This window comes from Notoacmeibacter sp. MSK16QG-6 (assembly GCF_024158145.1).
In the GTDB taxonomy this organism is placed as follows: Bacteria; Pseudomonadota; Alphaproteobacteria; order Rhizobiales; family Rhizobiaceae; genus Notoacmeibacter.
In genome coordinates, this window is record NZ_JAMYXM010000005.1 from 162,225 (window position 1) to 188,049 (window position 25,825).

The following is a 25,825-nucleotide window of genomic DNA, read 5'->3' on the forward strand; positions in this document are numbered from 1 at the left end:
TTGCACGCAGAGTCTCCCACCGCGACGACCGAACGATCAGGGAGTTTGCCGATGCCCCCGCACGCGGCAAAACGCAGATTACGGGCGCGGCTTTTCGCCTTGCTTTGCGGCCTGTCGACCATTCTGGCGATTGTCGCGGTGGCGATCGGCCTTCTATTGCTGGCCTCTCACAGCGATAATCCGAGCCGCATCACGGCCAGCAAGGCAGGCGAGCACGGCGTGCCTTTCGTCCTGAGAGACGATACGCCGCCGCTCATGCGCCATATGGCGCAACGCCTGTTCTCACCGCCAGCGAAGCATTGACGTCTGAAACGACCGGCAGTCAGACCCAGTCCTGGTCGATTGCGGCACTGCCGGGGGAAAAATAGCTGCGGGCGGCGTCGGTCACTTTCCGCTTCAGACTCATAACGCCCTCCCCGGCCATTGCACTCTCTTCAGGGTCGATTGCCGTCGAAGCCATCATGTCGATCTTGAAGATTGCAACGATATTGTCGAGGTCGAAAGCGCGGGCCCTCGTCTGCTCAATCGTGGCATTGGTTTCTTCGACCAGCGCGGCGTTGTGCTGGGTTATCTCATCCATCTGGCGGACATCGGCGTTGATCTCTTCAATGCAGGAGACCTGTTTGCGCGACGCTTCAGCGATTGTGTTCATGAGGCTGTTCGAGGCGTGGGCGGATTGCAGCATGGTTTCGAGCTTGGTGGCGACTTCAGCCACGAGTTCCGAGCCTTCATTGACCGCGCTGCTGGATTGCCGGATCAGCTTCTTGACTTCGCTGGAAGCGTTCGCGGCGCTTTGCGCCAACTGGCGCACTTCCACTGCGACGACCGCGAAACCCTTGCCCGCTTCGCCGACGCGAGCCGCTTCCACCGACGCATTCAAGGCAAGGAGATTGGTCTGAAAGGCGATCTCGTCGATCATACCGATAATGGTCGATATCTTCGATGCCGACTGGGTGATGCCCTCCATAGCCTGCGTCGCCCGGACCATCACGTCGGTGCCTTCTTCCGCGGCGGCGGATACGTCCTGCGCCCTTTCTGCTGCATTTTGCGCGTGTTTTGCATTCTCGACGAGTGTCGAAGCAAGCAGTTCCATTGCGGCGGAAGTCTCTTCGATTGTGGCGGCCTGCCGCACCGTGCGCTTGTTCAGATCATTGGCGCCGGTCAGGATTTCGCTGGTCGCCGTTTTCACGCCTTGGGATGTCTCACGTAACTGGCTGACGACATCATAAAGCTTATCGGCGACAGCATTGGTGTCGTCTTTTAGCTTTGCAAACGCGCCTTTGAAATCGCCCTCGACGCGCCGGGTGAGATCGGTGTCGGCGATTGCGCTCAGCACTTCGCCGGTTTCTCCCAGGCCCCTCGCGACGGTTTCGACCAGCTCGTTGACGGAGTCGGCCAGCGCGTTGAGTTCGGCGTCAGGAAAATCGGCCTCGACCTGCTTGCTGAAATCACCGGCGACGGCGGCGTCAACCACTTCGCCGAATGCGCGCTGCAGCGACTGCATCATATCGATACGTTCGACCCGCCTTTGTTCGGCGGCCCTCTTTTCCTCGCCCGTCAGTTCGCGCACCTTCAATCCGTTCTCACGGAAAACCTCGACCGCGCGGGCCATTTCACCCAGTTCGTTTCGGTAATCGAGATAGGGAACTTTGGTTTCGAAGTCGCCATTCGCGATCCGCGCCATCGTTTTCACGAGCCGCGGAATAGGGCCGGTGACCAGGCGCGACATGAAATAGCCGGCGATCCCCAGCACCACCGTCACCATTCCGGCCACCATGAGCACCACTGTCATCGTGCCGACGAGACCAGCGGCGATCGATTGGGTCGTTTCGGCGACGAAAATCGCGCCGACGAGACGGTTCTCGTGCACGATTGGATGGTAGGCGACAAAGTGGCTTTCGCCATTGACGGTTTGCTGGCCGACATAACTTCGCTCGTCCGTGAGTGTCTGATAAATCGGACCTTCTTCTTCCAGAACGGTTCCCGTGCTCCGCTCTCCGCCCTCATCCATGAAAGTCGTGGTGCTGATGGACAATTCGTGGGTTTTGCGATCTTCAACGTAGATAGCTGTCTGCGAGCCCGTGACCCGCGAGATGCGATCGACCAATTCATGATCGTGATAGGGCAGCAGCCCCCACACGGACAGATCGCCGATCGTGCCGTCGTCCCGCCAGCTCACCTCATATCCGGACGTCGCGCTGGCGAATATGGCGGCTGCCGTTCGTAGGCTCGCCAGGGCCTTGTCCCGCCCCTGCCGTTCCACGTCGGCGGAAAGCGAAACGTATATTCCGACAGCCAAAGCGATGCTTGAAAGGACGGCTACGAGCACGATCAGCCCGGAGATCGTTCTACGCAAATTCAGATTTTTCATCGCACGAAGAACCCTTTCATTTCGCTTCTCTCACGGGAAACGGCTTCGCGGCCGAAGTGTCGCCTTCCGATGGAAAGCCCCTCCCACCGCCTAAGCAGTGGGAGGGGCCGCTTTCGCTAGTTCAGCATCTCGGAGACCGCGTCGATCGCGGCAGTCGCGCATTGCTCGTCCTCGTCGCCGCTTGCGCCGCTCACGCCAATCCCCCCGATGACAACGCCATTGGCGTGGATCGGTAGTCCGCCAGGAAATGCGATGAGCCCGGGAACGAGCGCTATGCCCGGCAACTCGGCTCCGACGCCATCCTTCGCGTCGCCATAGGACAGTTTCTCGAAGTTTCGTGTGGTGTTATCGAACAATGCGGCTGTACGGGCCTTGTTCGTCGCGATAGCTCCGCAGGCCTTGCATGCGCCGTCCTGCTTGTTGACCAGGACGATATTGCCGCCATCATCGACGACGACAACGTTGATCGGCTTGTATCCGCTCTCCTTCTGGTGAGCCAGGCACGACGTGGCCATCGCATTGGCCACGTCCAGTGACAGAACCTTCTTGTCCTCCAATGCCGAAGCGCCGACACTCCAAGCCGGCGAAAGACAAGCTGCAAGAGCAATTGTGTGCAGGGTCTTCATGACTACCCTCCTCCTCAATCGGGTGAACGCAACCCATTATTGAGCTGCGAACCTCAAATTACCGCTTAATTGAGCAAAATACGAGTCAAACCCTAATTTTTTGGAAATAATGATGTCCGTACATCAATCGACTTTTGTAGGCACCGTGTGGGGCCGATTAAAAAGGCGATGAGCAGATCGCAAATACTGAAGCGTGGCGTCCAGTCAGTTGCTTACACAAAAGAACCGGCGTCTGACGCCCCCTTCATTTCACCTGAAAGAGACGCCAAACGCCGGATCGGTTTTCGATATTTCCGTGCGCCATTTCGCCGAAGCGATTGTCGCGTTGGCGGCCCGTTCCTAACTGAACGGAAAACTTTGTCCGCGCCGGCTATCCAGCCGACATACGGGCCTGGGGCTGCTCCGAATCCTCCATCGCGGCGATGTGCTCGAAGAGCCGGGCAACGGCTTCGGCCCCCGGATCGATGTGACCCTCGAGCTGCTCGGCGCTGATATAGCTGGCGCGTCCGGCCTTTGCTTCACGCATGCCGGCCGTTTCGTCAGCGCCCTTGCGGGCGGCACGCGCGCCTGCTCCGACGCCGTCGGGCAGGGCTGCGAGCGCAGGGGCCAGTGCATCAACCATGGTCCTGTCGCCGAGATTGGCCCCGCCGATCTCCTGCATCCGCGCCAGACCGGCGGACAATGCCTCGCCCATGGACATGCCGCTCGCAGCGCCGTCGCCGGTTGCGGCGAAGAAAATCGCCAGCAATACGCCTGACGAGCCGCCCATGGTCTGGCTGAGTTCCAGTCCAATGGCGCGGAACAGCTGCGTGTGATCGGCCAGCGGCATCCGGTCCATGGCGTCGAGTAGCGCATGGGCGGCGTGGGCGAGTGTCGATCCGGTATCTCCATCGCCAGCCTTGGCGTCGAGCGCATTCAGGTCGGCTTCGGCCTCTATCAGGATTTCACAGCACCGCGTCAGGAACTGGCGCGTGGGCTGATGTTCGCTCGGCATGGGCGGCACGGGCGTCAGCCCGTCCGGCAGGTCAAGCGTCCGCACCGGCTGAAGTTCGGTCAGCGCGGGCCATGCCGCGAGCGGAACGGCTTCGGCCAAAAGCGCCAGTTCCTCATCGTCAGCCGGATAGATCGAGACCGAAAAGCCCCTCATATCCAGCGACGTCATCACCGGGGCCGGTCCGATAATATGTTGAATGCGCCCGCCAATCGGGCTTTCGCGCAGCTCGTTCGTCAGAACGGACATTTCCAGACCGGACGTGCCGCCCAGATTGTTGAGGATAGCGACGTGAGGACGGTCGTCCATAACATCCGTCAGTTTGGCGGCGATGGCCGCCATGGCCTGATGGGCGCTCTCATACTGGATTTGCTCGACGCCTGGTTCGCCATGAATGCCGAGACCGAGTTCCGCCATACCTTCGGCGATCCGGTTCTCTTTTGGCGATCCGGGCACCGTGCAGGTGTCAAGCGACATGCCGATGGTCTTCGTCCCGTCGATCACCTTACGCGCCGCGGCGGTCACGGTGGCGAGATCGGCGCCCCGCTCGGCCAGTGCGCCAGCGATCTTGTGAACGAAAAGCGTGCCGGCAACGCCGCGCGCATTATGGAGGTGCGGCAGGGCGATGTCGTCATCGACGATGACCATTTCCACCGATAGGCCGAAGGCGCGCGCCCGCTCGGCGGCGAGGCCGAAATTGAGCCGGTCGCCCGTGTAGTTCTTGACGACCAAGAGGCAGCCGCCCGGTCCTGTCACGGTCAGGATGGCCGCCAAGACGGCGTCGACGGAAGGGGACGCGAACACATCGCCGCAGACCGCCGCCGTCAGCATGCCCTCGCCGACGAAACCGGCATGGGCAGGCTCGTGGCCGGAGCCGCCGCCGGACACCAGCGCCACCTTGGATTTGTCCCAGTCGGCGCGGGTAACGACCCGAATATGCGGATAGCCGTCCAGCCGCGACAGCTTGCCGCCGGAGGCGGCGATGAGGCCGTCCACGGCTTCGGTGATGATGTCGTCTTTTCGGTTCATGAAGTAGGACAATGAACTCTCCCTCAAACGATACGGTTGCCGCTGGCGTCGAAATAGAACGGATTTTGCGGCGCGATTTTCACGATGTCGCCGCTCTGCAGTTGCGTGTGGGCGTCGGCGACGGTCACGAGATCGTGGTTACGGAATGAAAGATGAAGCCGGGTCTGGTCGCCCAGATGCTCCACCCGTCGCACGGTGCTCTCCTCACCATCGCCCTGTGCGATCTGCTCGGAACGAAGTCCGATGGATTTCGCCCCGGTCGGCGCGCCGCCGAACAGGTCGGCTGGCAGCAGATTGATGCGCGGCTGGCCGAGACGGCTCGCCGCATAAATACTGACAGGGTTCTCATAGAGTTCGCGCGGTGAGCCGAACTGGACCAGCCGGCCACGGTCGAGCACGCCGACATGGGTGGCCATGGTCATGGCCTCCAGCTGATCGTGCGTGACATAGAGAAGCGTCGCGCCGGAATGGGCCTGGATGTTCTTCAGTTCGATCCGCAGATCGGCGCGCAGCTTGGCGTCGAGCGAACTGAGCGGCTCGTCCATCAGATAGATGGCCGGGTCGCGGACCAGCGCACGCCCGATGGAAACGCGCTGCATCTCGCCGCCCGATAGGGCCGTCGCCTTGTTGTCCAGCTTGTGCGAGATCTGAAGCACCTTGGCGACGGCGGCGATTTTCCGCTCGATTTCATCGGGCGGTGTCTTCAGCAATGGCGATTTCAGCGGAAAGGCGAGATTTTCGCGCACCGTCAGATGCGGGTAGAGAGAATATTGCTGGAACACCATGGCGACGTTGCGCTGGGCGGGCGCCAACCCGTTCATCGACTGCCGTCCGATGAAGACCTCGCCGCTATCCGGCGCGTCCAGGCCGGAGACAACACGCAAAACGGTGGTCTTGCCGGCCCCGGTCGGCCCCAGAAGGATGACGAAGGCGCCATTCGGTACGGTCAGGGAAACATTGTCTAGCGCGAGCGTATCGCCGAAGCGCTTGGTGACGTTTTGAAGAACGACTTCAGCCATGGCCGAGCACTCCCTCATTGGCGCTGGACAGGAGGGCCCTGCCCTCTTCATCGAAAACGGTGAGCGTGCGCGGATCGAAAGTCAGGCCGAGCATCTCTCCTTCGTGAACGGAGACGGTCGAGTCGGCGCGGGCCTTGATCTGCCCGTTGGGCGTATCGATGGTGACGATCTGAGTGGTGCCGAGATATTCGGCTGCAACGACCTTACCACGATAGCGCGAGGCGTCGTCGAAGCCGATATGTTCAGGCCGGACGCCAAGCGACAACGCGCCGCTCGCCCGTTGCCGGTTCTCGGGAATGGCGATCGGCGCATCGCCCATCCGTATGGTTTGCGATCCGGTGGCGACGTCGCCATCGAAAGCCATCAGGTTCATTGCCGGCGAGCCGATGAATTGGGCTACGAACCGCGTCGCTGGCCAGTCGTAAACCTCCTGGGGCTTGCCGAACTGCTCGACCACGCCGTGGTTCATGACCACGATCTTGTCGCCCATCTGCATCGCCTCGAGCTGGTCGTGCGTGACATAGACGGTGGTGGCGTTGATCCGGTCGTGCAGGGCGCGCAGTTCCTCGGCCATATGCTCGCGAAATTCCGCGTCGAGCGCACCGAGAGGCTCGTCCATGAAGAACGCCTTCGGTTCGCGGACGATGGCCCGGCCGAGCGCCACGCGCTGGCGGTCGCCGCCTGACAGACCCCCGACGGGCCGGTCGAGCATGTGCTCAATGTCGAGAATCCGGGCGACTTCCCGCACGCGCCGATCGGTTTCGGCGCGCGACATGCCCTGGCTGCGCAGGGGGTAGCCCATATTCTTTCCGACATTCATGTGCGGGTAGAGCGCGAACATCTGAAAAACGAAGGCGATATCGCGCTGCGATGCCGGCTTCATGCCGACCTCCTCGCCGTCGATATAGATTTCGCCGCTGGTCGGCAGTTCCAGACCGGCCATCATGCGAAGCGTGGTCGTCTTGCCGCAGCCGGACGGCCCGAGCAGCATAAAGAACTCGCCATCCTCGATGGTGAAGCTGGAAGACTGCACGGCGGTAAATTCGCCGAATTCCTTGCGGACCTGGTCAATTCTGATCTGTGCCATGGCTCACTCCGGAAAATGGCTGACGACGATGAACATCACCGTGCCGATCAGCGTGACGATGAAGGAGTAGGTGTAGAGACCGAGCGCGAAGGGCTGCATCAGCATCAGGACACCGATGGCGATGAGGACGGTCGCCGCCATCTCCCATGGGCCGCGCAGAAAGAAGCGGCTGGCCGGGTGGATACGGTAATCCACCTTGGGCTCTTCATCCATGGCGCTCCATTCCGGGCGGGGCAGTGTGTCCTCCGCCGCCTGCTCGGCTTTCGACAGGCTGCGGTCGGGGTCGTAGGGCGAATGGGTCATTTGCGAACCGCTCCGAAAGTGATGCCGCGCAGCAGATGTTTGCGTAGCAGAATGGTGAACACCATGACCGGAACCAGGAAGATGGTTGCCCCGGCCGCGACGGCTGGCCAGTCCTGCCCGCCGACACCGATGATGGTCGGGATGAACGGCGGAGCGGTCTGCGCCTGGCCGGACGTGAGCAGCACGGCAAAGGCGTATTCGTTCCAGGCAAAGATGAGGCAGAAGATGGCGGTGGACGCGATGCCAGTGGCCGCCTGCGGCAGCACGACCTTGTAGAAGGCCTGGAACCGTGTGTAGCCGTCGATCAAGGCCGATTCCTCATATTCGCGCGGGATCTCGTCGATGAAGCCCTTCAGCAACCAGACCGACAATGACAGATTGACGGCGGTATAGAGCAGAATCATTCCCGCATGGGTGTCCGACAGGCCGAGCTGGCGGAACATCAGGAAGATCGGAATGGCGACCGCAATGGGAGGCATCATGCGCGTCGACAGGATGAAGAACAGAAGATCGTCCTTCAGCGGAATGCGGTAACGCGAGAAGGCGTAGGCGGCCAGCGTCCCGAGAAAGACCGACAGGAAGGTCGAGCCGAAGCCGATAATGACCGAGTTCAGGAAACGCTCGCCAAAGCGCGACGGTCCGGCGATGACCATACCGTATTGGGCGACGATCTTCTCGTACCATGTGGTCGGCGGGTTCTCCGCCAGAAACTCCGCCGTCTGACGGGTGCGTGTCGTGAACAGGTTCACATAGCCTTCCAGCGTCGGCTCGAAGACGATCTTCGGCGGATAGGCGATTGCGTCGGAGGGCGACTTGAAGCCGGTTGCGATGATCCACAACAGCGGAAGCAGCGTGATGATCGCGTAGGCGATGACCATGAACGCGGCGAAGGACTTCATCCGGCGCGATGGTTCGGTGACGGAAAAGCTGCTCATCGTTCTTTCACCTTGTTGAGGGCTTTGACGTAGATCGAGGCCAGTCCGAAGACGGTGACGAAGAGGATGATGGCGTAGGCGGAGGAATAGCCGGTTCGCCACTTCTCGAAGGCTTCGCGTTTGAGGTTGATGGAGGTCAGCTCGGTAATGGAGCCGGGGCCGCCACCGGTCAGCTGCACGACCAGATCGAACATCTTGAAGTTTTCGATGCCGCGGAAGAGCACCGCCAGCATGAGGAACGGCAGCACCATGGGGATGGTGATCGTCCAGAACTGCCGCCAGGCGCTGGCGCGGTCGCATTCGGCCGCTTCGTAGATGCTGTCGGGGATGGAGCGCAGGCCAGCCAGACAGATCAGCATGACGAAGGGTGTCCACATCCAGGTATCGACGATGACGATGGCCCAGGGCGCAAGATCGACGTCGCTGATCATGGAGAAGCTGGCGGCCGACCCGCCTGTTACGTAAGCGACCAGATAGTTGAAGAGGCCGATCTGCGGCTGATAGAGGAAGGTCCAGAAATTGCCGACCACGGCGGGCGATAGCATCATCGGTAGGACGATCAGCGTCGTCCACAAATCGTTGCCCTTGAACTTGCGGTTGATGAGCCAGGCAAGGGTGAAGCCGATCACCACCTGGAAGAAGATCGTCCAGAACAGGAAATGCGCCGTCGCCTGCATCGTCATCCAGATGTCTGGATCGTTCAGGATGCGCTCATAGTTCCGCAGCCCGACCCATGAGACGTCGGCATTGGGACGGTTTACCCGGTAATTCGTGAAGCTCAGCCGGATGGTCCAGATAAGCGGGAAGATGTTGATCGCCAGAAGAAGAGCGATTGTCGGTCCGACGAAAAGCCAGGCGATCGCCCTGTCGGACAGTCCGCGGATCGTACTGGCAGCGCGCGGAGGCGTCGCTTCGGCGAGACTCTCTACGACCGTCTTTGTCATGACCGGGTTCCTTGGGTCTGTGTTGTTATCGATTGCGGGCGGGACGGCGCTCGGCGCGCCCCGCCCGAAGCTCCGGCGGTAAAATGGGAGGATGCATCTTACCGGACGGAAGCTGTCGGCAGAACCGACCCTGACGGGCCGGCCCGGCCGTGGAAAACGAGGCGGCTTTACAGCTTGCCTTCATCCTCGAAGATTTCGGTCCAGTCCTCGACCAGCTTGTCCAGCGCTTCCTGCGCCGTGCCGTTGCCGGCGATCACATAGTCGTGAACGTGATCCTGCATGGCCAGCAGAAGAGACGCATAGGCCGGCTCTGCCCAGAAGTCCTTCACGATCGCCATGGAGTCCAGGAAGGTCTGGGCGTAGGGCTGGCTGTCGGCGAAACCTGGGTCTTCGACCACGGCCTTCAGGGCCGAATAGCCGCCGAGCTGCCACCAGCGCTTCTGGACCTCGGGCTGCGCGAACCATTTGATGTATTCGAGCGCCGCGTCCTTGTTCGCCGAATTGGCGACCACCGAGATGCCCTGCCCGCCAAGCTGGGCGAAATGACCGCCCGGTCCTTCCGGATTGGCGAAATAGCCGGATTTGTCGCCGCCGACATTCGGGTCGGCATTCACGCCCGGCCAGATGAAGGCGAAGTTCATCTGCAGGGCGACCTGGCCCGATTTGTAAGCATCGATGTCTTCCGACATATACCAATCGGACGAGCCGGGCGGCGTGCAGCAATCGTAGAGCTCTTTGTAGAACTCCAGACCTTTGGCCGCCTCGGCGGAATTGACGAAGCCTTCCAGTTCGTAGGGCTTGTCGGGGTTGGCGTATTCAAAGCCGTAATTATAAAGCGCGTTGGTGACACCCATCGTGATGCCCTCGGAGCCGCGCTCGGTATAGATCGCCGCGCCGTAAACCGTCTTGCCGTCGATTTCGCGGTTCTGGAAGAATTCGGCAATGTCTTTCAACTCGTCCAGCGTCTTTGGCACAGCCAGTTCGCGGCCGTACTTTTCCTGAAACTCTTGGCGAAGTTCCGGTCGTTCGAACCAGTCCTTGCGGTAGGTCCAGCCGACGACATCGCCAAAGGCCGGCAGCGCCCAATAGTTCGGCGTACCCTTCGGCCATTCCGAGTAACCGGCGACAGTGGCGGGGATGAAATCGTCCATGCTGATGCCTTCCTGCTCGAAGAAGTCATTCAGCTTGACGTATTGCCCGTTTTCCGCGGCGCCGCCGATCCACTGACTGTCGCCGATCAGGAGGTCGCAAAGCTGACCGCCGGAATTCAGTTCATTCAGCATGCGGTCGGCGAAATTCGGCCATGGCACGAATTCAAAGCTCATATTGTGCCCGGACTCCTTTTCGAAGTCCTTGGACAGTTCCACCAGCGCGTTTGCCGGGTCCCATGCCGCCCAGCACAGCGTCAGATCGGCAGCCTGAGCCTGTCCGGCCATGCCGATGCCGGCAAGGATTGCGGCGCTTGCAGCGGTTTGCGCGAATTTCAATTTCATCGGGTCACCTCCCATATTGCCCGGCCCGAGCCGGAGCGATTGCGTCGAACGGTTCCGATCACGCATTGGCCGGCTGACTTGCCGACCAGATCATCGATCTTTGGAAATGGCGCCCTCGCCTCCTGCGAGTGACGTCCTCCTCCCGTTCACAATCTGTCATATTGAGGTACGCACCTCAATTCAAGCTTTTTTTGACGTGCGCACCTCAATTTCTTGCAAATCTTTTTTTCTGCAGGCAGAAGACAGGCCATCGCGAATTGAGATCGCTGCCAATTTATGCGGGTGCCTAGAATAGAAATGGCCTTCAAAAACAACGTCATGCTTCTGCTGAAGCAATACAGTTCGAATTCGCGATGCCTGTCGAGCACGACGAAATTGCCGGATGCGGATTTCTGTGTATCAGACGCCCATGCCGGGCGATTGCGCCTCCCCTCCCCCGTTTTCACGCGCTAAGAGCGGACGTGGTGGAGCGGCCGACGACAAAAGATGTGGCAAAAGCGGCGGGCGTCAGCCTGGCGACCGTCGACCGCGTGCTGAACGAGCGGCCAAATGTCAGCCGCAAGACGATCGAAAAAGTAAATGAAGCTGTCGAGAAGCTGGGCTTCGTGCGCAATCTGGCTGCTGTCAATCTAGCCAAGAACCGCATCTATCGTTTTTGCTTCGCCCTCCCCTCGTCCGATACGCAATATATTCGCGAGCTGGAAAAACAGGTTGGCGATGCCGACCGATCCTTGAAAACCGAGCTTGTGGGCGCGCATGTGGTTCGACTGCCAATGGACGATCCCCATGCCGTCGCACGGTATCTCGGCGGCCTGGCCGCGGACGAAGTTGACGGCATCGCGATCATGGCGCCGGAATCGCCGCAGGTACGCGATGCCATGGGCCGGCTATCCGAGCGCGGCATCGAGGTCGTGCAGTTCCTTGCCGGGCAGGTCGATCTGTCACTCGATTTCATCGGTGTGGACAACTATGCGGCGGGAAGTGTGGCCGGTCGTCTGATCGGCCGGTTCCTGCGCGGTGTGGAGGGCAAGGTCGTCGTCATCGCCGATACAATGCGCTCGCTGGATACGATCCAGCGCCGCCTCGGACTAGACGACACCATCCGCAGAAGCTTTCCTAACCTGCAGGTTCTGCCATCGGTGGAGACCTATAGCGATCCCAGCCGCGCCAAGCGGGTGCTGGAGCATCTGTTCGGCCACCAGGACGATATCGTCGCCGTTTATGTTGGCAGCCTCGACGCCGAACTGGCGCTGACCGCCCTGCAATCGGTCGCCCATGGGCAGGATCTCGTCACCATCGTCCACGAGCGAACGCCATTTACAGAAGCGGCGTTGTCCGATGGCCGGATCGCGGCGCTTATTGCTCAGGACCCTGGCCACGCCGTCAGGAGCGCCATTCGCATTATGCGCGCACGTATAGAGAATCGCGATCCGATCGCCTCGCAGGAGCGGATTCGCATCGAGATCATTCTGAAAGAGAATATGTGACGGCGCCAATAAATGCTGTTTTCCGCGCTCGGCGGGCTGTTTCACAGTGGTAAAATTCCGTTAACCCTATTTCGCTTGACACGACTCGGTCGCGCATCGACACTCATTAACGGTTTTTATCGTGTTGTGGTCGTGTAGGCGTTAGTATCTCGATCAGGCGGAACTGGTTGGATGAAGCGGAATTGCTGCCGTTAGCCGTCAATCGATGTTGTCGCCATGATCGTCACAAATCGAATGTTGGCAAGAGGAGTTGGCAGCTGTCAACTGCTGGCCAGAGGCGACAACAGACGAGCCGTGAAGTGGCTTGGTCGGAGGGAAGACGCAGATGGCGCATATCGCGCAACCCGCCTTGGACGGCGCCGACGAAATGAGCGATGCCTCTCCCCTCCCCCCTGCCGACGAGCAGATCGCGGCGGACGCGGCGCTGTTGTCGGAACAGCTTTCCATGATGCGCCATCGGCTGTTTCCGCCAACCAGCCGCAAAACACTGCGCGCTTTCACCAGCGGCGAAGCGGCGCGATTGATCGGCGTTTCCGATTCTTATTTGCGGCAATTGTCGATCAATGGCGAAGGTCCGCAGCCGGAAACCGGACCCGGCGGCCGCCGTCTCTATACGTTGACGGACATCAATGCGATGCGGCGTTTTCTGGCGGAAGGCGGCGGGCCGAAAGCGCGTACCTATCTGCCATGGCGTGATCCGGCGGCGGGCGAGCCGCTTCAGGTAATCGCCGTTACGAATTTCAAGGGCGGCTCCGGCAAGACCACGACCTCGACCCATCTGGCGCAATATCTCGCGCTCGCCGGTTATCGCGTTCTTGCCGTCGATCTCGATCCTCAGGCGTCGATGAGCGCGTTGTTCGGCTATCAGCCGGAAATCGATCTTTCCGGCAACGATACGCTTTATGGCGCGATACGATACGATGAGGAGCGGCGACCCCTCCGCGATATCATACAGCCGACCTATTTCGATGGCCTGGATCTGGTGCCAGGCAATCTGGAGCTTCAGGAATTCGAGCACACGACGCCCCGGCATCTGACAAGCGGGCGCGACCGCGAAGATGGCCCCCTCTTCTTCGCACGCCTGCAATCCGCGCTTGGTTCGGTTGCCGATGACTACGATGTCGTGGTGCTCGATTGTCCGCCACAACTCGGCTACCTCACACTCAGTGCGCTCTGCGCGGCGACGAGCGTTATCGTTACCGTCCATCCGCAAATGCTGGACATTGCCTCGATGAGTCAGTTCCTGCTGATGACCTCCGACCTTTTGGCGGTGGTCCGAGAGGCGGGTGCGCGATTGGACTTCTCTTTCATGCGCTATCTCGTCACGCGCTATGAACCGAATGACGGGCCGCAAACCCAAATCACGGCCTTCCTGCGCAGCCAGCTCGGCGAGCGCGTACTCACTGCGCCGATGGTCAAGTCGACGGCTATTTCCGATGCGGGCCTGACAAAGCAGACGCTTTACGAAGTCGGCCGCGAGAACTTCAACCGCGCCACTTACGACCGGGCCATGGAAGCGTTGACAGCTGTCAACAGCGAGATCGAAGGGTTGATCCGCGCTGGCTGGGGGCGCTCGGACCGTTCGCGCGAGGGAGGCGGCAGCCGATGATTTGGTCTTTCGGAACCTCTTATCCCCGCCCTTCCCGACTCACGGCAATCTTCGGGCTGATCGACCGGAGAGGCTCGTCCAATGAGTAAGCGGCGCAAAGAACTGGCGCATCTGTTCGGAACGGCGGAGCCGGCGCCCAATGAGCCGAGCAACGATGCGGCAAATACGCCTTCAGAGCCGGTTAAAACGCGGTCGCCTGAAGCGCTCGAAACAAAAAGTGGTGCGATTCGAATGCCCTCCGGTGCGGTGCGTGCGATGGGGCTTTCTCTTGGCGGTCTATCCGATGCCTCGCGCCGCGCCGATGAGCTGGAGAAGGAACTGGCGCGAGCCGAGCGTGTCCATGATATCGACCCGGCGTTGATCGATCCTTCGCCCTGGCGCGACAGGATGAGCGATGCGGAGGATGGCGATCCCGATTTCGACGCCCTCGCCGCTTCCATAGCGACGGTTGGACAGCAGGTGCCGGTTCTGCTTCGCCCCCATCCGGACAAGCCGTCACGCTATCAGGTGGCCTTCGGGCATCGCCGCGTTCATGCCGCGCAACGTCACAGCCTTTCTGTGCGCGCCGTCGTCAAACCACTCGACGACGCCGAGTTGATCCTGGCGCAGGGCAAGGAAAATGCCGAGCGGCGCGATCTTTCCTTCATCGAGCGGGCATTTTTCGCCGATGCGATTATCGCGGCCGGGTTCGACCGGGCAACCGCCATGCAGGCGCTCGGTATCGACAAGACCGAAATGAGCCGCCTTCTATCCGTCGCCAACACAGTGCCGCGTCGTTTTGCCGTCGCCATCGGTCCCGCGCCGAAAGTCGGTCGGCCGCGCTGGATGGCGCTCGGTGAGTTGCTCCAGAAAAAGGGCGCGATCGAGAAGGCCGAGGACGAGATTGGCCGGGATCGCTTTCTTGCGGCCGATAGCGACGGGCGCTTTTCGCTTCTGTCCGATCGGCTCAGCGGCAAACCGGCCAAGCGCAAAGGCGAAGCGCGTCGTATCGCCGGACCCGATGGTTTGGCGATCGGTACGCTCTCTCTGCAGGGCGATAGCGCGCGCCTGGCGTTGCCGGGCGCAGCGGCCAGCGGTTTTGCCGATTATCTGGCGGAACGCCTGCCGGAACTCGTAGCCCGGTTCCGTGAGGAAAGGGGAGGGCGGTAACGATTTTCTTCAATCCTGCCAAGTGTTTGCATCGGGCAGGAGTGTGGCGTGAACGACGATGAATGAAAACCAGACAGGGGAAAGGATGCGCGAACGCAAAAGGTAGCGTTATTGCCAGGGGCCTAAAAACAAAAGCCCCCCAGAACGGAAGCCGTTCCAGAGGACCTTCGAAGTAGCATTCAGAAAGAATCAGGTTCGGCCGTGTCTGTCAACCCATAGATGACAATCTATGGGGCAGGGTAGGTCGTGCCGTTTGCCGGGCGTATGAACGAACATGCCGAACTATGAACCTCTGACGCCCTTCGCCGCCAGTGGACCGGCGGCGCTTGCCCAGATCAATGCTGCGGCGGCCCACCGCGCAGGGCGCAGCAGCCGGTCCCAGATAGATCCCTCCGATGATCGCGGCGACGGTAACAATCCATCCCGCGCCGATAAATTCGCTCTTCTTCGCGCCCTGACAGAGGCAAGAAGCGCATTTGGCCTGTCGGATCGCACATTGACAGTACTGTCGGCGCTGCTCTCCTTCTACCCGGAACGGACGATCGACGGCGACGCGCCGACAATCGTTTTTCCTTCCAACAAGGAGCTCTCGCTACGCTGCGGCGGCATGGCGCCCGCCACATTACGGCGGCACATTGCCGGTTTGATTGGCGCAGGAATGATCCTTCGCAAGGATTCGCCGAACGGAAAGCGTTATCGGCGGCGCGACAAAGCGGGCGGATCGGACGCCTTCGGCTTCGATTTGTCGCCGTTCGCGAGCAGGGCAGGGGCCATCTACGAGGCGGCCGAAGCGGCTCAGGCGCATGATCTCGCTATCCGGGCTGCGCGTGAGGCTGTGAGCCTGATGCTTCGTGACTGCTCCAATCTGATTAGTCTGGCATTGTCCGAGGGCAGGGCAGGGCCGTGGGATCGCCTCGCGGACGCGTTCTCCACCCTGTCGCAGCCATTGCCGCGCCGCGCCGGCATTGATGAGGTAGAGACGCGCCGGCAGGCCCTCTCGCGTTTCACGGCAGAGGTGGAACAGGCTTGGCTCAACAGTCTTACTGAAAAAGAAATGAGCGCCAATGAACATGATAATGAGCGCCACTATCAAAATTCAAAATCCGATTCCCATTTTGAAAAAAGCGGCCGTGAAAAAATCAGTGCGCAAACCGCTGTTCAGGTCGGTTCAACCTATTCGCCTGGCATGGACCCAGAAAGGGTTCGAGCCGATGCGCATAGTAATAGACCAAACTTGGAAAGCCCGGAACAAAGGCAGGTGCAGTCACTTCCTCTGTCCTTTGTCTTGACGCGCTGCCGGGCCATTTCCGATTATGCCGCCAGCCCAATGGCTGATTGGACCGAATTTATACGAACTGCGGCGCTGGTGCGCGGCTTCCTCGGTATTTCGCCCGATGCCTGGCGTCAGGCTCGGTCGATCATGGGCGAGAAACAGGCCGCTATCGTATTGGCTGCCATTCTGGAACGCGCCGATGAAATTCGTAGCGCCGGCGGTTATCTGCGCGAATTGACCCGCAAGGCGGAACAGGGACAATTCTCGGTTATGCCGATGCTCGAAGCTCTCAAGAACCGGCGATGCTAGCGGAATGCCGGAACGTTCCTTGTGTTTCGGCATTTTGCCGCCTATATTATCGGCACATTGCCGCATGTCCGGTTTGTGTCGTTATGATTGGCCGGATCGACTGGAGACAAATCGATGAGTGTTCTGGAGCGTGTAACACAGACATTGGGCGGGCAAACGGTCTTGGGCCGGCCCCTTCGTTCGCAGGCCGATCTGGCGACGGCGGTGCTGGGTCGTCTTCCTCTGGAAACATTGGCGGGGATCAGCAAAGCGGGATTTTCCGAGCGTGAAATCGATATTCTGGTCATCCCGGCCCGCACACGTCGCCATCGCGCGGCCAAGGCCGAGCCGCTGACGGTGGAAGAAAGCGACCGCGCGGTGCGGCTTGCCCGTGTGCAGGCGCAGGCCATCGAGACCTTCGGCGATGAGGAGAGGGCAAGCGCCTGGCTCCGCCGACCGCTGCGTCAGTTGTCCGACAAGGCGCCGCTGACGCTGGTCCGGACGGAAACGGGTGCGAGACTGGTCGAAACGCTTCTCGCCAAGCTCGCTTTTGGCGCGGCAGCGTAACGAATAAGGCGACGAACAGCGGGTGTCGATGTTCTCGTGAAGCTCTACCGTTTGTCCATCGCGGCTCACTCCCGCGCGCTCGATGGCGGCTATGGCCTGCTGTTCGATGGGCGTTGGAACACGGTCGGCCATGCGGTGACCTATATGGCGAGCGTGCCATCGCTCTGCCTTCTGGAAAAGCTGGTCCATGTCGAAGATCCGGCGCTGCTGCCCGATCTCGACATCGTCACCTACAATGCGCCGGACGACTGGCCGGTGCAGCGGGTCGAACCGGACGATTTGCCCTCGGACTGGGAAGAGCGCGAGGCGCTGACGCAGAACTTGGGCGATGAATGGCACGAGGCGCGGCAGAGCCCGCTTCTGAGCGTGCCATCCGCCATAATCGCCGTAGCGGGGGCGCTCGACCGCAATTTCGTGGTCAATCATAACCATCGAAGGGCAGGGGAGCTGACGATCGAAAGCGTCACGCCTTTCCGCTTCGACCCCCGCCTTCTGTGACGGCAGAAGTGAAGCCGGTCGGCCTGTGACACGAACATCTCTCAGACTGCCGTTGACAGTTGGAGGCAGAGTTGGGACATTGGATGTCTGTGTGCCCCTTTAGAGAGAAGTGCGCCGCGTTTTGCTCGCGTCCTATGATTTAGGGCGCAATCCACACGGCCACGTTTTCTTAGGTACTCACTCATGATGACCTTTGGGAGGAGGGTAATCATGTCGCAGGCGGAAACGTCCGGCCATCAACTATCGATCAAATCCGCGCTCGTCGTCGATGATCATCCGCTATATTGCGATGCGTTGGCGACGACGATCGAAAGTATTTTCAGCACCAAGAAGATCCGGATGGCGACCTGTCTGGGCGATGCGCTGCAACAGTTGCGGGCGCGCTATACGCCCGATCTGGTCATGCTCGATCTGAACCTTCCCGACGTGTCGGGCCTGAGCGGGTTCATCAAGATCAAAGAGAAGATACCCGATGTGCCGGTGATCGTGACCTCGGCCATTGCCTCCGAAAGTGTCGTGCAGATGGTGATGGAAGCGGGCGCGGCGGGCTTTATCCCGAAGGATGTCGACCGCCGGACGTTCCAGGACGCGATGATGGACATCTGGGAAGGCAAGATATACCTGCCGCCTGGCTACAGCAGCCCTTCGGCGCCGAACCAGCCGGAAGATCGCTCGATGGAGGACATCTCCCGCAAGATCGCTCATCTTTCCCAGCAGCAGACCCGGATTCTCGGCCTGATCTGCGAGGGCAAGCCGAATAAGCTGATCGCCTATGAAATGCAATTGGCCGAGGCGACGGTGAAGGCGCATATCACGGCGCTGTTGCGAAGGCTCGGCGTGCGAAACCGGACCCAGGCCGCCCTTCTTGTCCGTGAAGTGACGATTCGGCACAGCCTGCAATGAGGTGATCCGGCGCGTGATGGGTTCAGGGGGCGACGAAATGATTTCCGGACGGGACCTGGATTGCAAACCGCCGGAGACGATAGCAATCGGAACATCACGCCTGACCGATGCGCATGGCGCGCTGAAGGACATCGTTGAGCAGATCGGCGGCGCAAAACCGAGTTTCGTTCTTCTCTTCGTGCCAAGCACACTGGCGCTGGACGAGCTTTCGAAAACGCTCCCGCAAATGCTTCCGGGCACAACGGTGTTCGGCTGCACGACCGCCGGTCAGATCACGTCGCATGGCTATGAAGGCGAAGCGCTGGTCGCGATTGCTTTTCGGCGGGATCATTTCCGCGTGGCGTCCAAGCTGTTCAAGCCGGTCTCGCCGGTGTCGATTGCCGATGTCGTTTCCCAGACCGAGCGCCTCGTCGAGCGGTTCGGAGTCACACCGGGACGCAAGCGCCTGGCGCTTGTCTTCACCGACGGATTGTCGAAACAGGAAGATCTTCTGGTGGCCGCGCTGGAGACGGGGCTGAAGGATATTCCCGTCTTCGGCGGCTCGGCGGGCGATGGGTTGGCGTTCGAGCGCACCTTCGTGCTGCATGATGGCCAGTTCCACACCAACGCGGCGCTCTTGCTGTTGATCGAGACGGACCTTTCCTATCGGGGCCTCGGCTTCGATCATTTCCAGCCGACAGACAAACGCATGGTCGTCACGCGAGCGATCCCGGAGGAGCGTCTCGTGCTGGAGATCAATGGCTCCCCCGCCGCCTCCGAATATGCCCGGCTCGTCAAAGTGCCGCTTGAAGACTTATCGCCCATCGTCTTTGCGGAAAACCCGGTCCTCGTGCGCAACCGAAATCTCTACCACGTACGCGGCATCCAGCAGATTCACGAGAATGGCGGGCTGACATTTCTTTCGGCTATCGATGACGGGCTTCTGCTTACGCTGGGCAGTGGCAAGGAGATCATCCGTACGCTCGATAGCAGCCTTGCCGCATGCGACGATCGCGGCGAAGAAGCCGATTTCGTGCTCGGATTCGATTGCTATTTGCGCAAGCTGGAGATCACCCACAAGGGACTGGACGAAGAAGCGTCGCAGCACCTGCGCAGACACCGGGTCGTCGGGTTCAATACCTATGGAGAACAGCATCTCGGCGTTCATGTGAACCAGACATTCGTCGGCGTGGCGTTTTTCAGACCGGGCGAGGAGGTGATGCCGTGATCGATGAGAACGAACCTCTCGATGTCCAGGTCGTCAAGCAGAAGAGGATCATCGATGCTCTTATCAACCGCGCGGAACGCAGCCACGATGTTGGCGGAAGCGCCTATTCCCTCTTTCAGTCCGCCATCGCCCTGCAGGCGGAGGTCTGGGAGAAAACCAAGGATCTGGAAGAGGCTCTCGACACGCTCGGCAGGGCCTCCGGCGAATTGGAGATTGCCTATCAGGCGCAGGAAAGGGTTCAGAAAAATCTCGCCGACGCCATGGTCGCGATGGATGGCGGCTTCGCGCTCTTTACGGACGAACGGCTGCAAGTCTGGAACACGCTCTTCAAGCAATTGCTGCCCGATGTCGAAAAGCTGATCCAGCCGGGACTTGGCTTCGACGAATATCTCGCGGCGGTGGATGCCAGCCGATATGTGATCGATCGGGATGGAAGCAGAAACAGAAATGCGCCAGACCAGCCGGGCGCGATGCGATTTTCCTCATTCGTCATCGCTTTGCGAGGCGATCGCTGGTTCCAGATAACCTACCGGCAGACCAGTTCCGACAATATTGCCGTGCTGCTGACCGAAGTCACCGACATCGTGCGTGAAAACCGCAGGGAGAAGAAGCGGCTGATCGAGGATCAGGCCCATTTCCTGCAGGCCGCATTCGATCACATGTCACTTGGCATATGCACCTTTTCCTCGCGTGGCGAATTGCTGGTGCGGAACGAACGTTTCGGCGAGCTTCTCGGTCTGCCGCTGCGATTGCTGAAGAAAGGCTCCGGCCTGCAACGCATCGTCGAACATATCGAACGCCACGAAACGCTCGCTCGTAAAGGCAGTCGCCCGGCCTTCGCCGGTTGGTTCAAGGCGATGTTGCGCGGGCAGACCGTGCAGGAGCGCTTTCGGCGCAGGGACGGGATAAGCCTCGATTTGCAGATCCATTCGCTGCCCGATGACGGGTTTATCGTCTCGGTCATGGACGTGACCGCGGAAACCGAAGCGGCCGAAATGCTGGAGCGCCGCGTTCGGGAACGGACCGCTGAACTGACCGAGGCGAACAGGCGTTTGCAGATTCAATCGGCCGAACAGGCCAAGACCGAAGATGCGCTGCGTCAGGCCAAGGAGGCCGCCGAGGCGGCGCATGTGTCGAAAACGCGCTTTCTGGCGGCGGCCAGCCACGATCTGCTCCAACCCATCAATGCGGCGAAGCTTTATATCTCGTCCTTAAAGGAAGCCGTGGACGGGCGGGTGAAGGATACGGTGGATCGGTTGGGACGATCCTTTACGTCCATCGAGTCGCTGCTTCATGCGCTTCTCGACATTTCGCGGCTCGATAGCGCTGGCGCGGAATTCAACGTTACCTCTTTCAGCCTCGCGGAACCGATGCGGGCGCTGGAAGAGGATCTGTCACCCGTAGCTGCCGAGAAAGGCGTCAGGCTCACATTCGTGCCGTCTAGCCGCTGGGTGCTTTCCGATCGGCGCTATCTGATGCGCTGTATCCGTAATCTGGCCGTCAACGCCATCGAATACACGGAAACCGGACGGGTACTCGTCGGCTGCCGCCTTGCGGGCGATCATCTGCGTCTGGAAGTGTGGGACACCGGCATCGGCATATCTGAGGAAAATCAGACGCGCATCTTCGACGAATTCACCCGTATTCGCGATACCGGGTCGGGAAGTGGAATGGGGCTCGGCCTGTCCATCGTCGAACGGGCATGCCGGCATCTCGGCCATAAGGTCGCGCTGTCTTCGGAACCCGGTCGCGGCTCGGTTTTTTCCATTGAAATGCCTCTGGCCTGCCCATCCGCCACGTCGAATCCGAAACCCGAGCCATCGGCGATAGACATGGCTCCGTCGCGCGGGTCGCTGGATCTTATTGTCATGGTGATCGAGAACGACGAAAACGTCCTGCATGCCACAGCGCAAAAGCTCGACAGTTGGGGAGCGAGTGTTCTGGCGTGCGCGTCCACGGAAAGCGCCCTCGAACTGATGGCGGAAATCGGCTCGCCGCCTGACATCATCCTTGCGGACTATCAACTCGATGGCGACGACACCGGGACGAAAGCGATCCGAGCGCTGCGCGGAGCCTGGGGAGGGGACATCCCGGCCATCGTCGTGACGGCGAACAGTTCCAAGGCTTTGATGCAACTGGGGCGCTCAGAATCGTTCTCTGTTCTCAAAAAGCCGGTCAACCTGTCACGTCTGCGGGCGTTGATGGACTGGAAAACTCGCCGTGCGGTGGCGTGAAGCCGATGCGGATACGATGTACCGACCAAGGTCGCAGGTGACAGCTGCGCAAGCCGCATCTTAGCCTCGACGGGGTCTGCAAGGAGGTTCTGATGCGCGTGCTTGTCATCCTGTTGGGGCTGATGTGGGTCGTTCCCGCAATGGCGGCGGCGCAGACCTATGATCTGCTGTTCCGTGAGGGTGTTTTGTCCGACATCCACTTGGGCGAGGCGCTGACATATTTTAAGGCGACTGACAGATCATCGTCACCGAAGGATGGGAGTGGCGATAAGGTCTCGCTGGCTATCACGCCAGAGAAGACAGCGACGCTGACGCTGGAGCATGGCGGCAAACATCGACAGCTCGGCAGTTTTCCGGCGTCGGTCGGCAATCCCGTTATCATGTACTTTCTGGAAACGACCGTGCGCGACATGGCCGCACAGGCTGGAGGCAGCCCCTTCTATATCCGCAACAGGATCAAGGAGGCGCTACTCGGCGAAGCCGAGATCGTCCCGGTGAAGCTAAGCTACAACGATCGGGAGGTTGACGGCCAGCGTGTCACTCTCCATCCGTTCAGCGCCGATAAGGCGCGGGACAAGATGGGCGGCTTCGCCGATCTCGCGCTGGCAGTAACCGTGTCTGACGAAATACCCGGCTGGTACTATTCGCTGGTCGCCTCGGCGCCTCTGAAAGCGGGTAGCGATCAACCCGGATATTCATCCTCGATCACGCTCATATCCGGGCAGAAGGGCCGTCAGTGATGGTTTCTCGCGGGTTTGTTTTCTTCATATTTCTTCTGGCGGGAATTGCCCCCGGATATGCGGCGGAAGAGCCGGATATGGCGGCGAAGCTGAATGATTATCCGACCGAAGCGCGGGCGGATTACGTGTTCGGCTGCATGGCGACAAACGGCCAGGATCGGATGACATTGCAGCGCTGCTCATGCTCGATCGATGTGATCGCCTCGATCCTTCCTTACGAAAAATATGAGCGGGCCGAGACTGTTCTGTCGCTGCAACTGGCCACCGGCGAGAAGATGTCAGCTTTCAAGACGATGCATATGGCCACCGAGATCGTCGCCGAAATGCGTCGCGCGCAGGCGGAAGCCGAGATGGTCTGCTTCTGAAAAGATGAGCCTTCCGCCTTCAGGCGGGAGGCGTCTTCGGCAAAGTCTGTTCGAAAACGTTTTCTTCGGTGTCGACTGCCCGAATGCGAAAGGCGGGCGCGCCATTATCGTCATATTCGAAGCGGAACACCGGATTTTCAGAAATCGATATGCCGCCTTCGAGCGCGAACAATAGCTCGTCTCCCTGATAGACCTCGATTTCGTTGATGAAATGGGCATTGATGAACAATTGCGTGATCTGGTCGCGCTGCAGTCCCGAATAGTTGGGGTGGCGGATCATGATCTGCGCTTCGCCGCGCCGGCTCGAACCGTCGAACAGGCGCAGGCGCATCTCGCCCATCCCGGCAAGCGCGGCTTCCGGGTCTTTCGTCGCCGGTGCGGAACATCCGCCCGACGCCTTCACATATCGCCCGTTCATGAAGCTTTTATTGGCCGTTTCGGCGATAACACGGACGTTCGAGTACTGGTTGACGCGGACTCTGGTCTCGAACTTCAACGGATGCATAGCCGGGCCGAAACGGATATCTGCGGCGACCGGCGCCGGATTTTCATCGATGACCAGTTTGATCGTTTCGATGCGGCCAGCATTCGCGTCAGTCTGCTCGATAACAATTGGCACCGTCGCCGCATCGTTGGCGCGATAGGGGGCCGTCACCGTAAATAGCGGTGCGCCGTCGGCCAGTGCCGCGTCGCCGGCAATGTCGCCTCGAAGGTCGTTCCATGTGGCGCTTTCCGCCAGGGGATTATCGTCTTTGGCCTGCTCGGCCCAAGCGCCGCTTGCGGCGAGGATGGAAGCGAGAAAGGCGAGGCGAGCCAGTAGCTGTTTCATGGAATTCCTCCTCCACCCGGAAACGCCGGTTAACAGCAACAGTCATCTCCAAGCATAGCACGAAACGAATATTCCGAAAAACCGAGCCTTTCGGATGTGTGGTGGTTCACCGTGTCCAGCCTAGGATCGGAAGCCATAAAAGCGGAGGTGGCGGTGTTCGAAGCGTTTTTGACGCTCTGCATGCTGGCCGGAGGCGGCGTACAAGACGATGCCGCGTGCCGGACGATGTTGTTGCCCGGATATGCGTCGGACACGCAGGCGGCATGTGAAACGGCCGTGCTCGCACACCCGACCGACTGGCAGGTGCGCCAGGGCGCGGGAAAGGCATACTGTGTGCCAAGACCCCAATCCTCTTTGCAATTCGAAGAAGCGTCGCCGGGCGTATTCGTCCATCGCGGCGCGGTCGCGGATCCGTCACGGACAAATGGCGGCGACGTCTCCAATATCGCTTTCGTCGTCGGAGACACGAGCATTGCCGTCATCGACGCCGGCGGATCTCGGCTGGTCGGCGAGCAGCTCTATCTGGCCATTCGCGAACGCAGCGCCCTGCCGATATCGCATCTGGTACTCACACATATGCATCCCGACCATGTCTTCGGCGCGGGTGTGCTGGGCGAGGCCGGAGCTGAAATTCTGGGCCATGAAAATCTGCCGCGCGCCCTTTCCGACCGGGCCGAAGACTATGAGCGCAACTTCGCAACGCTGATCGGCGCGCCGGGATTTATCGGCAGCCGTGTCGTGCTCCCCGACCGGGCGATTGTTGCGCCGGAGACCATCGATCTCGGCGGAAGAGTTCTCGATCTTGAACCGAGGCCGACCGCTCATACCGCCACCGATCTGACAGTATATGATTCCACAGCCGGCATCCTCTTCGCCGGCGATCTGGTGTTCGACGAACACACGCCGGCGCTGGACGGCTCCCTGCTGGGATGGATCAGTCTGATGGAGACGTTAAAGGCGTTTCCGGCCAAGCAAGTCGTTCCCGGCCATGGCGGCCCGGTCCTAACCTGGCCCGATGGCGCGGAGCCGCAGAGGGAGTATCTGGAGGTTATCGCCGCCGATACGCGCGCTGCTTTGGAGGCTGGCCTCGGTCTAGGCGAAGCGGTTTCGGCGGTCGGCCAATCGGAAGCCGGCAAATGGCGCCTCTTCGATCTCTTCAATCCGCGAAACGCAACAGCCGCCTATACCGAACTGGAATGGGAGTAGGGACGCAGGACTACTGCGGCATGAACTTCATCAGGATCTGGGCGACGGCATAAAGGCGCTTTTCCAGAAGCACCGGCGTCTCGCACACATAGGTCAGCGATCGCTGGCGATCCTTGTAGATGCGCTCGTTCCAGTCGATGGTCTCTTCCAGCCTGTCCATGCGATCGTAGTCCGGCTGCTCGGCGGAAAGCTGGGTTTCCATCTCGCCCCGCGCCTCATCGATCTTCACTGACAGCGATGCCTGGCTTTGAGCGTAATTGGCAATGCCGTCGATCAGGCGGTTGCGCAGTCCCGACAGATTGTCGAAAACGCCGATAAAGATGCGGCCGAGCAATCGAGCGTCGGTTTCCGGACGCGCCTGGACGAAGGCTTCGACGCGTTTCTCGGCCTCCTCCAGATCGACACGGCGCAGCGACAGAATGGCGACGAGGTCTCGCGCGTCCTGGTCCAATTCTCCATCTTCTACCGGGTGGGGCCACATGATACCGGCGGACAAATTCGCCGCTTTTCGCTGAATGCAGGGCCAGTCGGGATCGGAGAAATCATTCGCCATCGCCGGGGTCGACAGAAGCATCAGGCAGAACGTCAAGCGCGTAGCTTTCATGCCGTTTCCTCCGATATCAGTACCGCCCCAGTATAAGCGCGTGGCGGCAATCGGCCACAGTCGGATAT

The 25,825-nt window shown here is 60.3% G+C and carries 24 protein-coding genes; 13 read left to right on the top strand and 11 right to left on the bottom strand.

Features of this window, described 5'->3' with window-relative positions; genetic code table 11:
• The first annotated feature begins 51 nt into the window (after nt 1–51).
• Nucleotides 52–303 carry a hypothetical protein gene (locus NIM86_RS14470; protein ID WP_253383187.1) on the top strand — a complete coding sequence of 84 codons (252 nt, stop codon included), beginning with the start codon at nt 52–54 and terminating at the stop codon, nt 301–303.
• Between the two features lie 19 nt (nt 304–322).
• On the opposite strand, the gene NIM86_RS14475 is transcribed toward NIM86_RS14470, so the two are convergent.
• The 9 genes from NIM86_RS14475 to NIM86_RS14515 form a co-directional block, all read right to left on the bottom strand.
• Nucleotides 323–2,371 carry a methyl-accepting chemotaxis protein gene (locus tag NIM86_RS14475; protein ID WP_253383188.1) on the bottom strand — a complete coding sequence of 683 codons (2,049 nt, stop codon included), beginning with the start codon at nt 2,369–2,371 and terminating at the stop codon, nt 323–325.
• Between the two features lie 116 nt (nt 2,372–2,487).
• Nucleotides 2,488–2,997, bottom strand: coding sequence for a heme-binding protein (locus NIM86_RS14480; RefSeq protein ID WP_253383189.1), 510 nt, complete (start codon nt 2,995–2,997; stop codon nt 2,488–2,490).
• 370 nt (nt 2,998–3,367) lie between these two features.
• Complete coding sequence (locus tag NIM86_RS14485) at nt 3,368–5,029, bottom strand: dihydroxyacetone kinase subunit DhaK (RefSeq protein WP_253383190.1); 1,662 nt, start codon at nt 5,027–5,029, stop codon at nt 3,368–3,370.
• A gap of 11 nt (nt 5,030–5,040) precedes the next feature.
• Nucleotides 5,041–6,036 (bottom strand): ABC transporter ATP-binding protein, encoded by a 996-nt coding sequence (locus NIM86_RS14490; RefSeq protein WP_253383191.1) that lies wholly within the window; start codon nt 6,034–6,036, stop codon nt 5,041–5,043.
• Entirely contained in the window at nt 6,029–7,123 is a 1,095-nt protein-coding gene (locus NIM86_RS14495; protein WP_253383192.1) for an ABC transporter ATP-binding protein, read from the bottom strand. Before NIM86_RS14495 ends, NIM86_RS14490 begins: the two co-directional genes overlap by 8 nt.
• Nucleotides 7,124–7,126: 3 nt before the next feature.
• Nucleotides 7,127–7,426 (bottom strand): hypothetical protein, encoded by a 300-nt coding sequence (locus tag NIM86_RS14500; RefSeq protein ID WP_253383269.1) that lies wholly within the window; start codon nt 7,424–7,426, stop codon nt 7,127–7,129.
• Nucleotides 7,423–8,361 (bottom strand): carbohydrate ABC transporter permease, encoded by a 939-nt coding sequence (locus tag NIM86_RS14505; protein WP_253383193.1) that lies wholly within the window; start codon nt 8,359–8,361, stop codon nt 7,423–7,425. The genes NIM86_RS14500 and NIM86_RS14505 overlap by 4 nt, the downstream gene beginning before the upstream one ends.
• Nucleotides 8,358–9,305 carry a carbohydrate ABC transporter permease gene (locus NIM86_RS14510; protein WP_253383195.1) on the bottom strand — a complete coding sequence of 316 codons (948 nt, stop codon included), beginning with the start codon at nt 9,303–9,305 and terminating at the stop codon, nt 8,358–8,360. The genes NIM86_RS14505 and NIM86_RS14510 overlap by 4 nt, the downstream gene beginning before the upstream one ends.
• A 167-nt stretch (nt 9,306–9,472) precedes the next feature.
• Entirely contained in the window at nt 9,473–10,741 is a 1,269-nt protein-coding gene (locus NIM86_RS14515; protein ID WP_253383266.1) for an ABC transporter substrate-binding protein, read from the bottom strand.
• 545 nt (nt 10,742–11,286) lie between these two features.
• Between NIM86_RS14515 and NIM86_RS14520 the strand changes: the two genes are divergently transcribed.
• The 11 genes from NIM86_RS14520 to NIM86_RS14570 all read left to right on the top strand — a co-directional run bounded on the left by NIM86_RS14520 (nt 11,287) and on the right by NIM86_RS14570 (nt 23,118).
• Nucleotides 11,287–12,285 carry a substrate-binding domain-containing protein gene (locus tag NIM86_RS14520; RefSeq protein WP_253383196.1) on the top strand — a complete coding sequence of 333 codons (999 nt, stop codon included), beginning with the start codon at nt 11,287–11,289 and terminating at the stop codon, nt 12,283–12,285.
• 367 nt (nt 12,286–12,652) lie between these two features.
• Entirely contained in the window at nt 12,653–13,894 is a 1,242-nt protein-coding gene (gene repA / locus NIM86_RS14525; protein WP_253383267.1) for a plasmid partitioning protein RepA, read from the top strand.
• Nucleotides 13,895–13,975: 81 nt separating this feature from the next.
• Nucleotides 13,976–15,043 (top strand): plasmid partitioning protein RepB, encoded by a 1,068-nt coding sequence (repB, locus tag NIM86_RS14530; RefSeq protein WP_253383197.1) that lies wholly within the window; start codon nt 13,976–13,978, stop codon nt 15,041–15,043.
• Between the two features lie 274 nt (nt 15,044–15,317).
• A complete protein-coding gene (gene repC / locus NIM86_RS14535) occupies nt 15,318–16,625 on the top strand; it encodes a plasmid replication protein RepC (RefSeq protein WP_253383198.1) in 1,308 nt (435 codons plus the stop codon).
• Between the two features lie 114 nt (nt 16,626–16,739).
• Complete coding sequence (locus NIM86_RS14540; RefSeq protein WP_253383199.1) at nt 16,740–17,171, top strand: antitoxin Xre/MbcA/ParS toxin-binding domain-containing protein; 432 nt, start codon at nt 16,740–16,742, stop codon at nt 17,169–17,171.
• A 36-nt stretch (nt 17,172–17,207) separates the two neighbouring features.
• Nucleotides 17,208–17,669 carry an RES domain-containing protein gene (locus NIM86_RS14545; protein WP_253383200.1) on the top strand — a complete coding sequence of 154 codons (462 nt, stop codon included), beginning with the start codon at nt 17,208–17,210 and terminating at the stop codon, nt 17,667–17,669.
• Between the two features lie 210 nt (nt 17,670–17,879).
• A complete protein-coding gene (locus tag NIM86_RS14550; protein ID WP_253383201.1) occupies nt 17,880–18,572 on the top strand; it encodes a response regulator transcription factor in 693 nt (230 codons plus the stop codon).
• A gap of 37 nt (nt 18,573–18,609) precedes the next feature.
• Nucleotides 18,610–19,779, top strand: coding sequence for an FIST N-terminal domain-containing protein (locus NIM86_RS14555; RefSeq protein ID WP_253383203.1), 1,170 nt, complete (start codon nt 18,610–18,612; stop codon nt 19,777–19,779).
• The gene (locus tag NIM86_RS14560; RefSeq protein WP_253383205.1) at nt 19,776–22,013 is read left to right on the top strand and encodes an ATP-binding protein; all 2,238 of its coding nucleotides are present in this window, start codon (nt 19,776–19,778) and stop codon (nt 22,011–22,013) included. The genes NIM86_RS14555 and NIM86_RS14560 overlap by 4 nt, the downstream gene beginning before the upstream one ends.
• 92 nt (nt 22,014–22,105) lie before the next feature.
• A complete protein-coding gene (locus NIM86_RS14565; protein WP_253383207.1) occupies nt 22,106–22,753 on the top strand; it encodes a hypothetical protein in 648 nt (215 codons plus the stop codon).
• A 77-nt stretch (nt 22,754–22,830) separates the two neighbouring features.
• Nucleotides 22,831–23,118: a hypothetical protein gene (locus NIM86_RS14570; protein ID WP_371872913.1), complete on the top strand. Its 288-nt coding sequence runs from the start codon at nt 22,831–22,833 to the stop codon at nt 23,116–23,118.
• A gap of 19 nt (nt 23,119–23,137) precedes the next feature.
• Here the strand turns inward: NIM86_RS14570 and NIM86_RS14575 are convergent, their stop codons facing one another.
• Entirely contained in the window at nt 23,138–23,947 is an 810-nt protein-coding gene (locus tag NIM86_RS14575; RefSeq protein WP_253383210.1) for a quinoprotein dehydrogenase-associated SoxYZ-like carrier, read from the bottom strand.
• A gap of 153 nt (nt 23,948–24,100) precedes the next feature.
• Here NIM86_RS14575 and NIM86_RS14580 point away from each other — a divergent pair, with 153 nt between their 5' ends.
• Nucleotides 24,101–25,153 carry a quinoprotein relay system zinc metallohydrolase 2 gene (locus tag NIM86_RS14580; protein ID WP_253383212.1) on the top strand — a complete coding sequence of 351 codons (1,053 nt, stop codon included), beginning with the start codon at nt 24,101–24,103 and terminating at the stop codon, nt 25,151–25,153.
• 10 nt (nt 25,154–25,163) lie between these two features.
• Here NIM86_RS14580 and NIM86_RS14585 read toward each other — a convergent pair whose 3' ends face one another.
• On the bottom strand, nt 25,164–25,757 hold the full coding sequence (locus NIM86_RS14585) for a hypothetical protein (protein ID WP_253383214.1): 594 nt from the start codon (nt 25,755–25,757) through the stop codon (nt 25,164–25,166).
• Between the last annotated feature and the right edge of the window lie 68 nt (nt 25,758–25,825).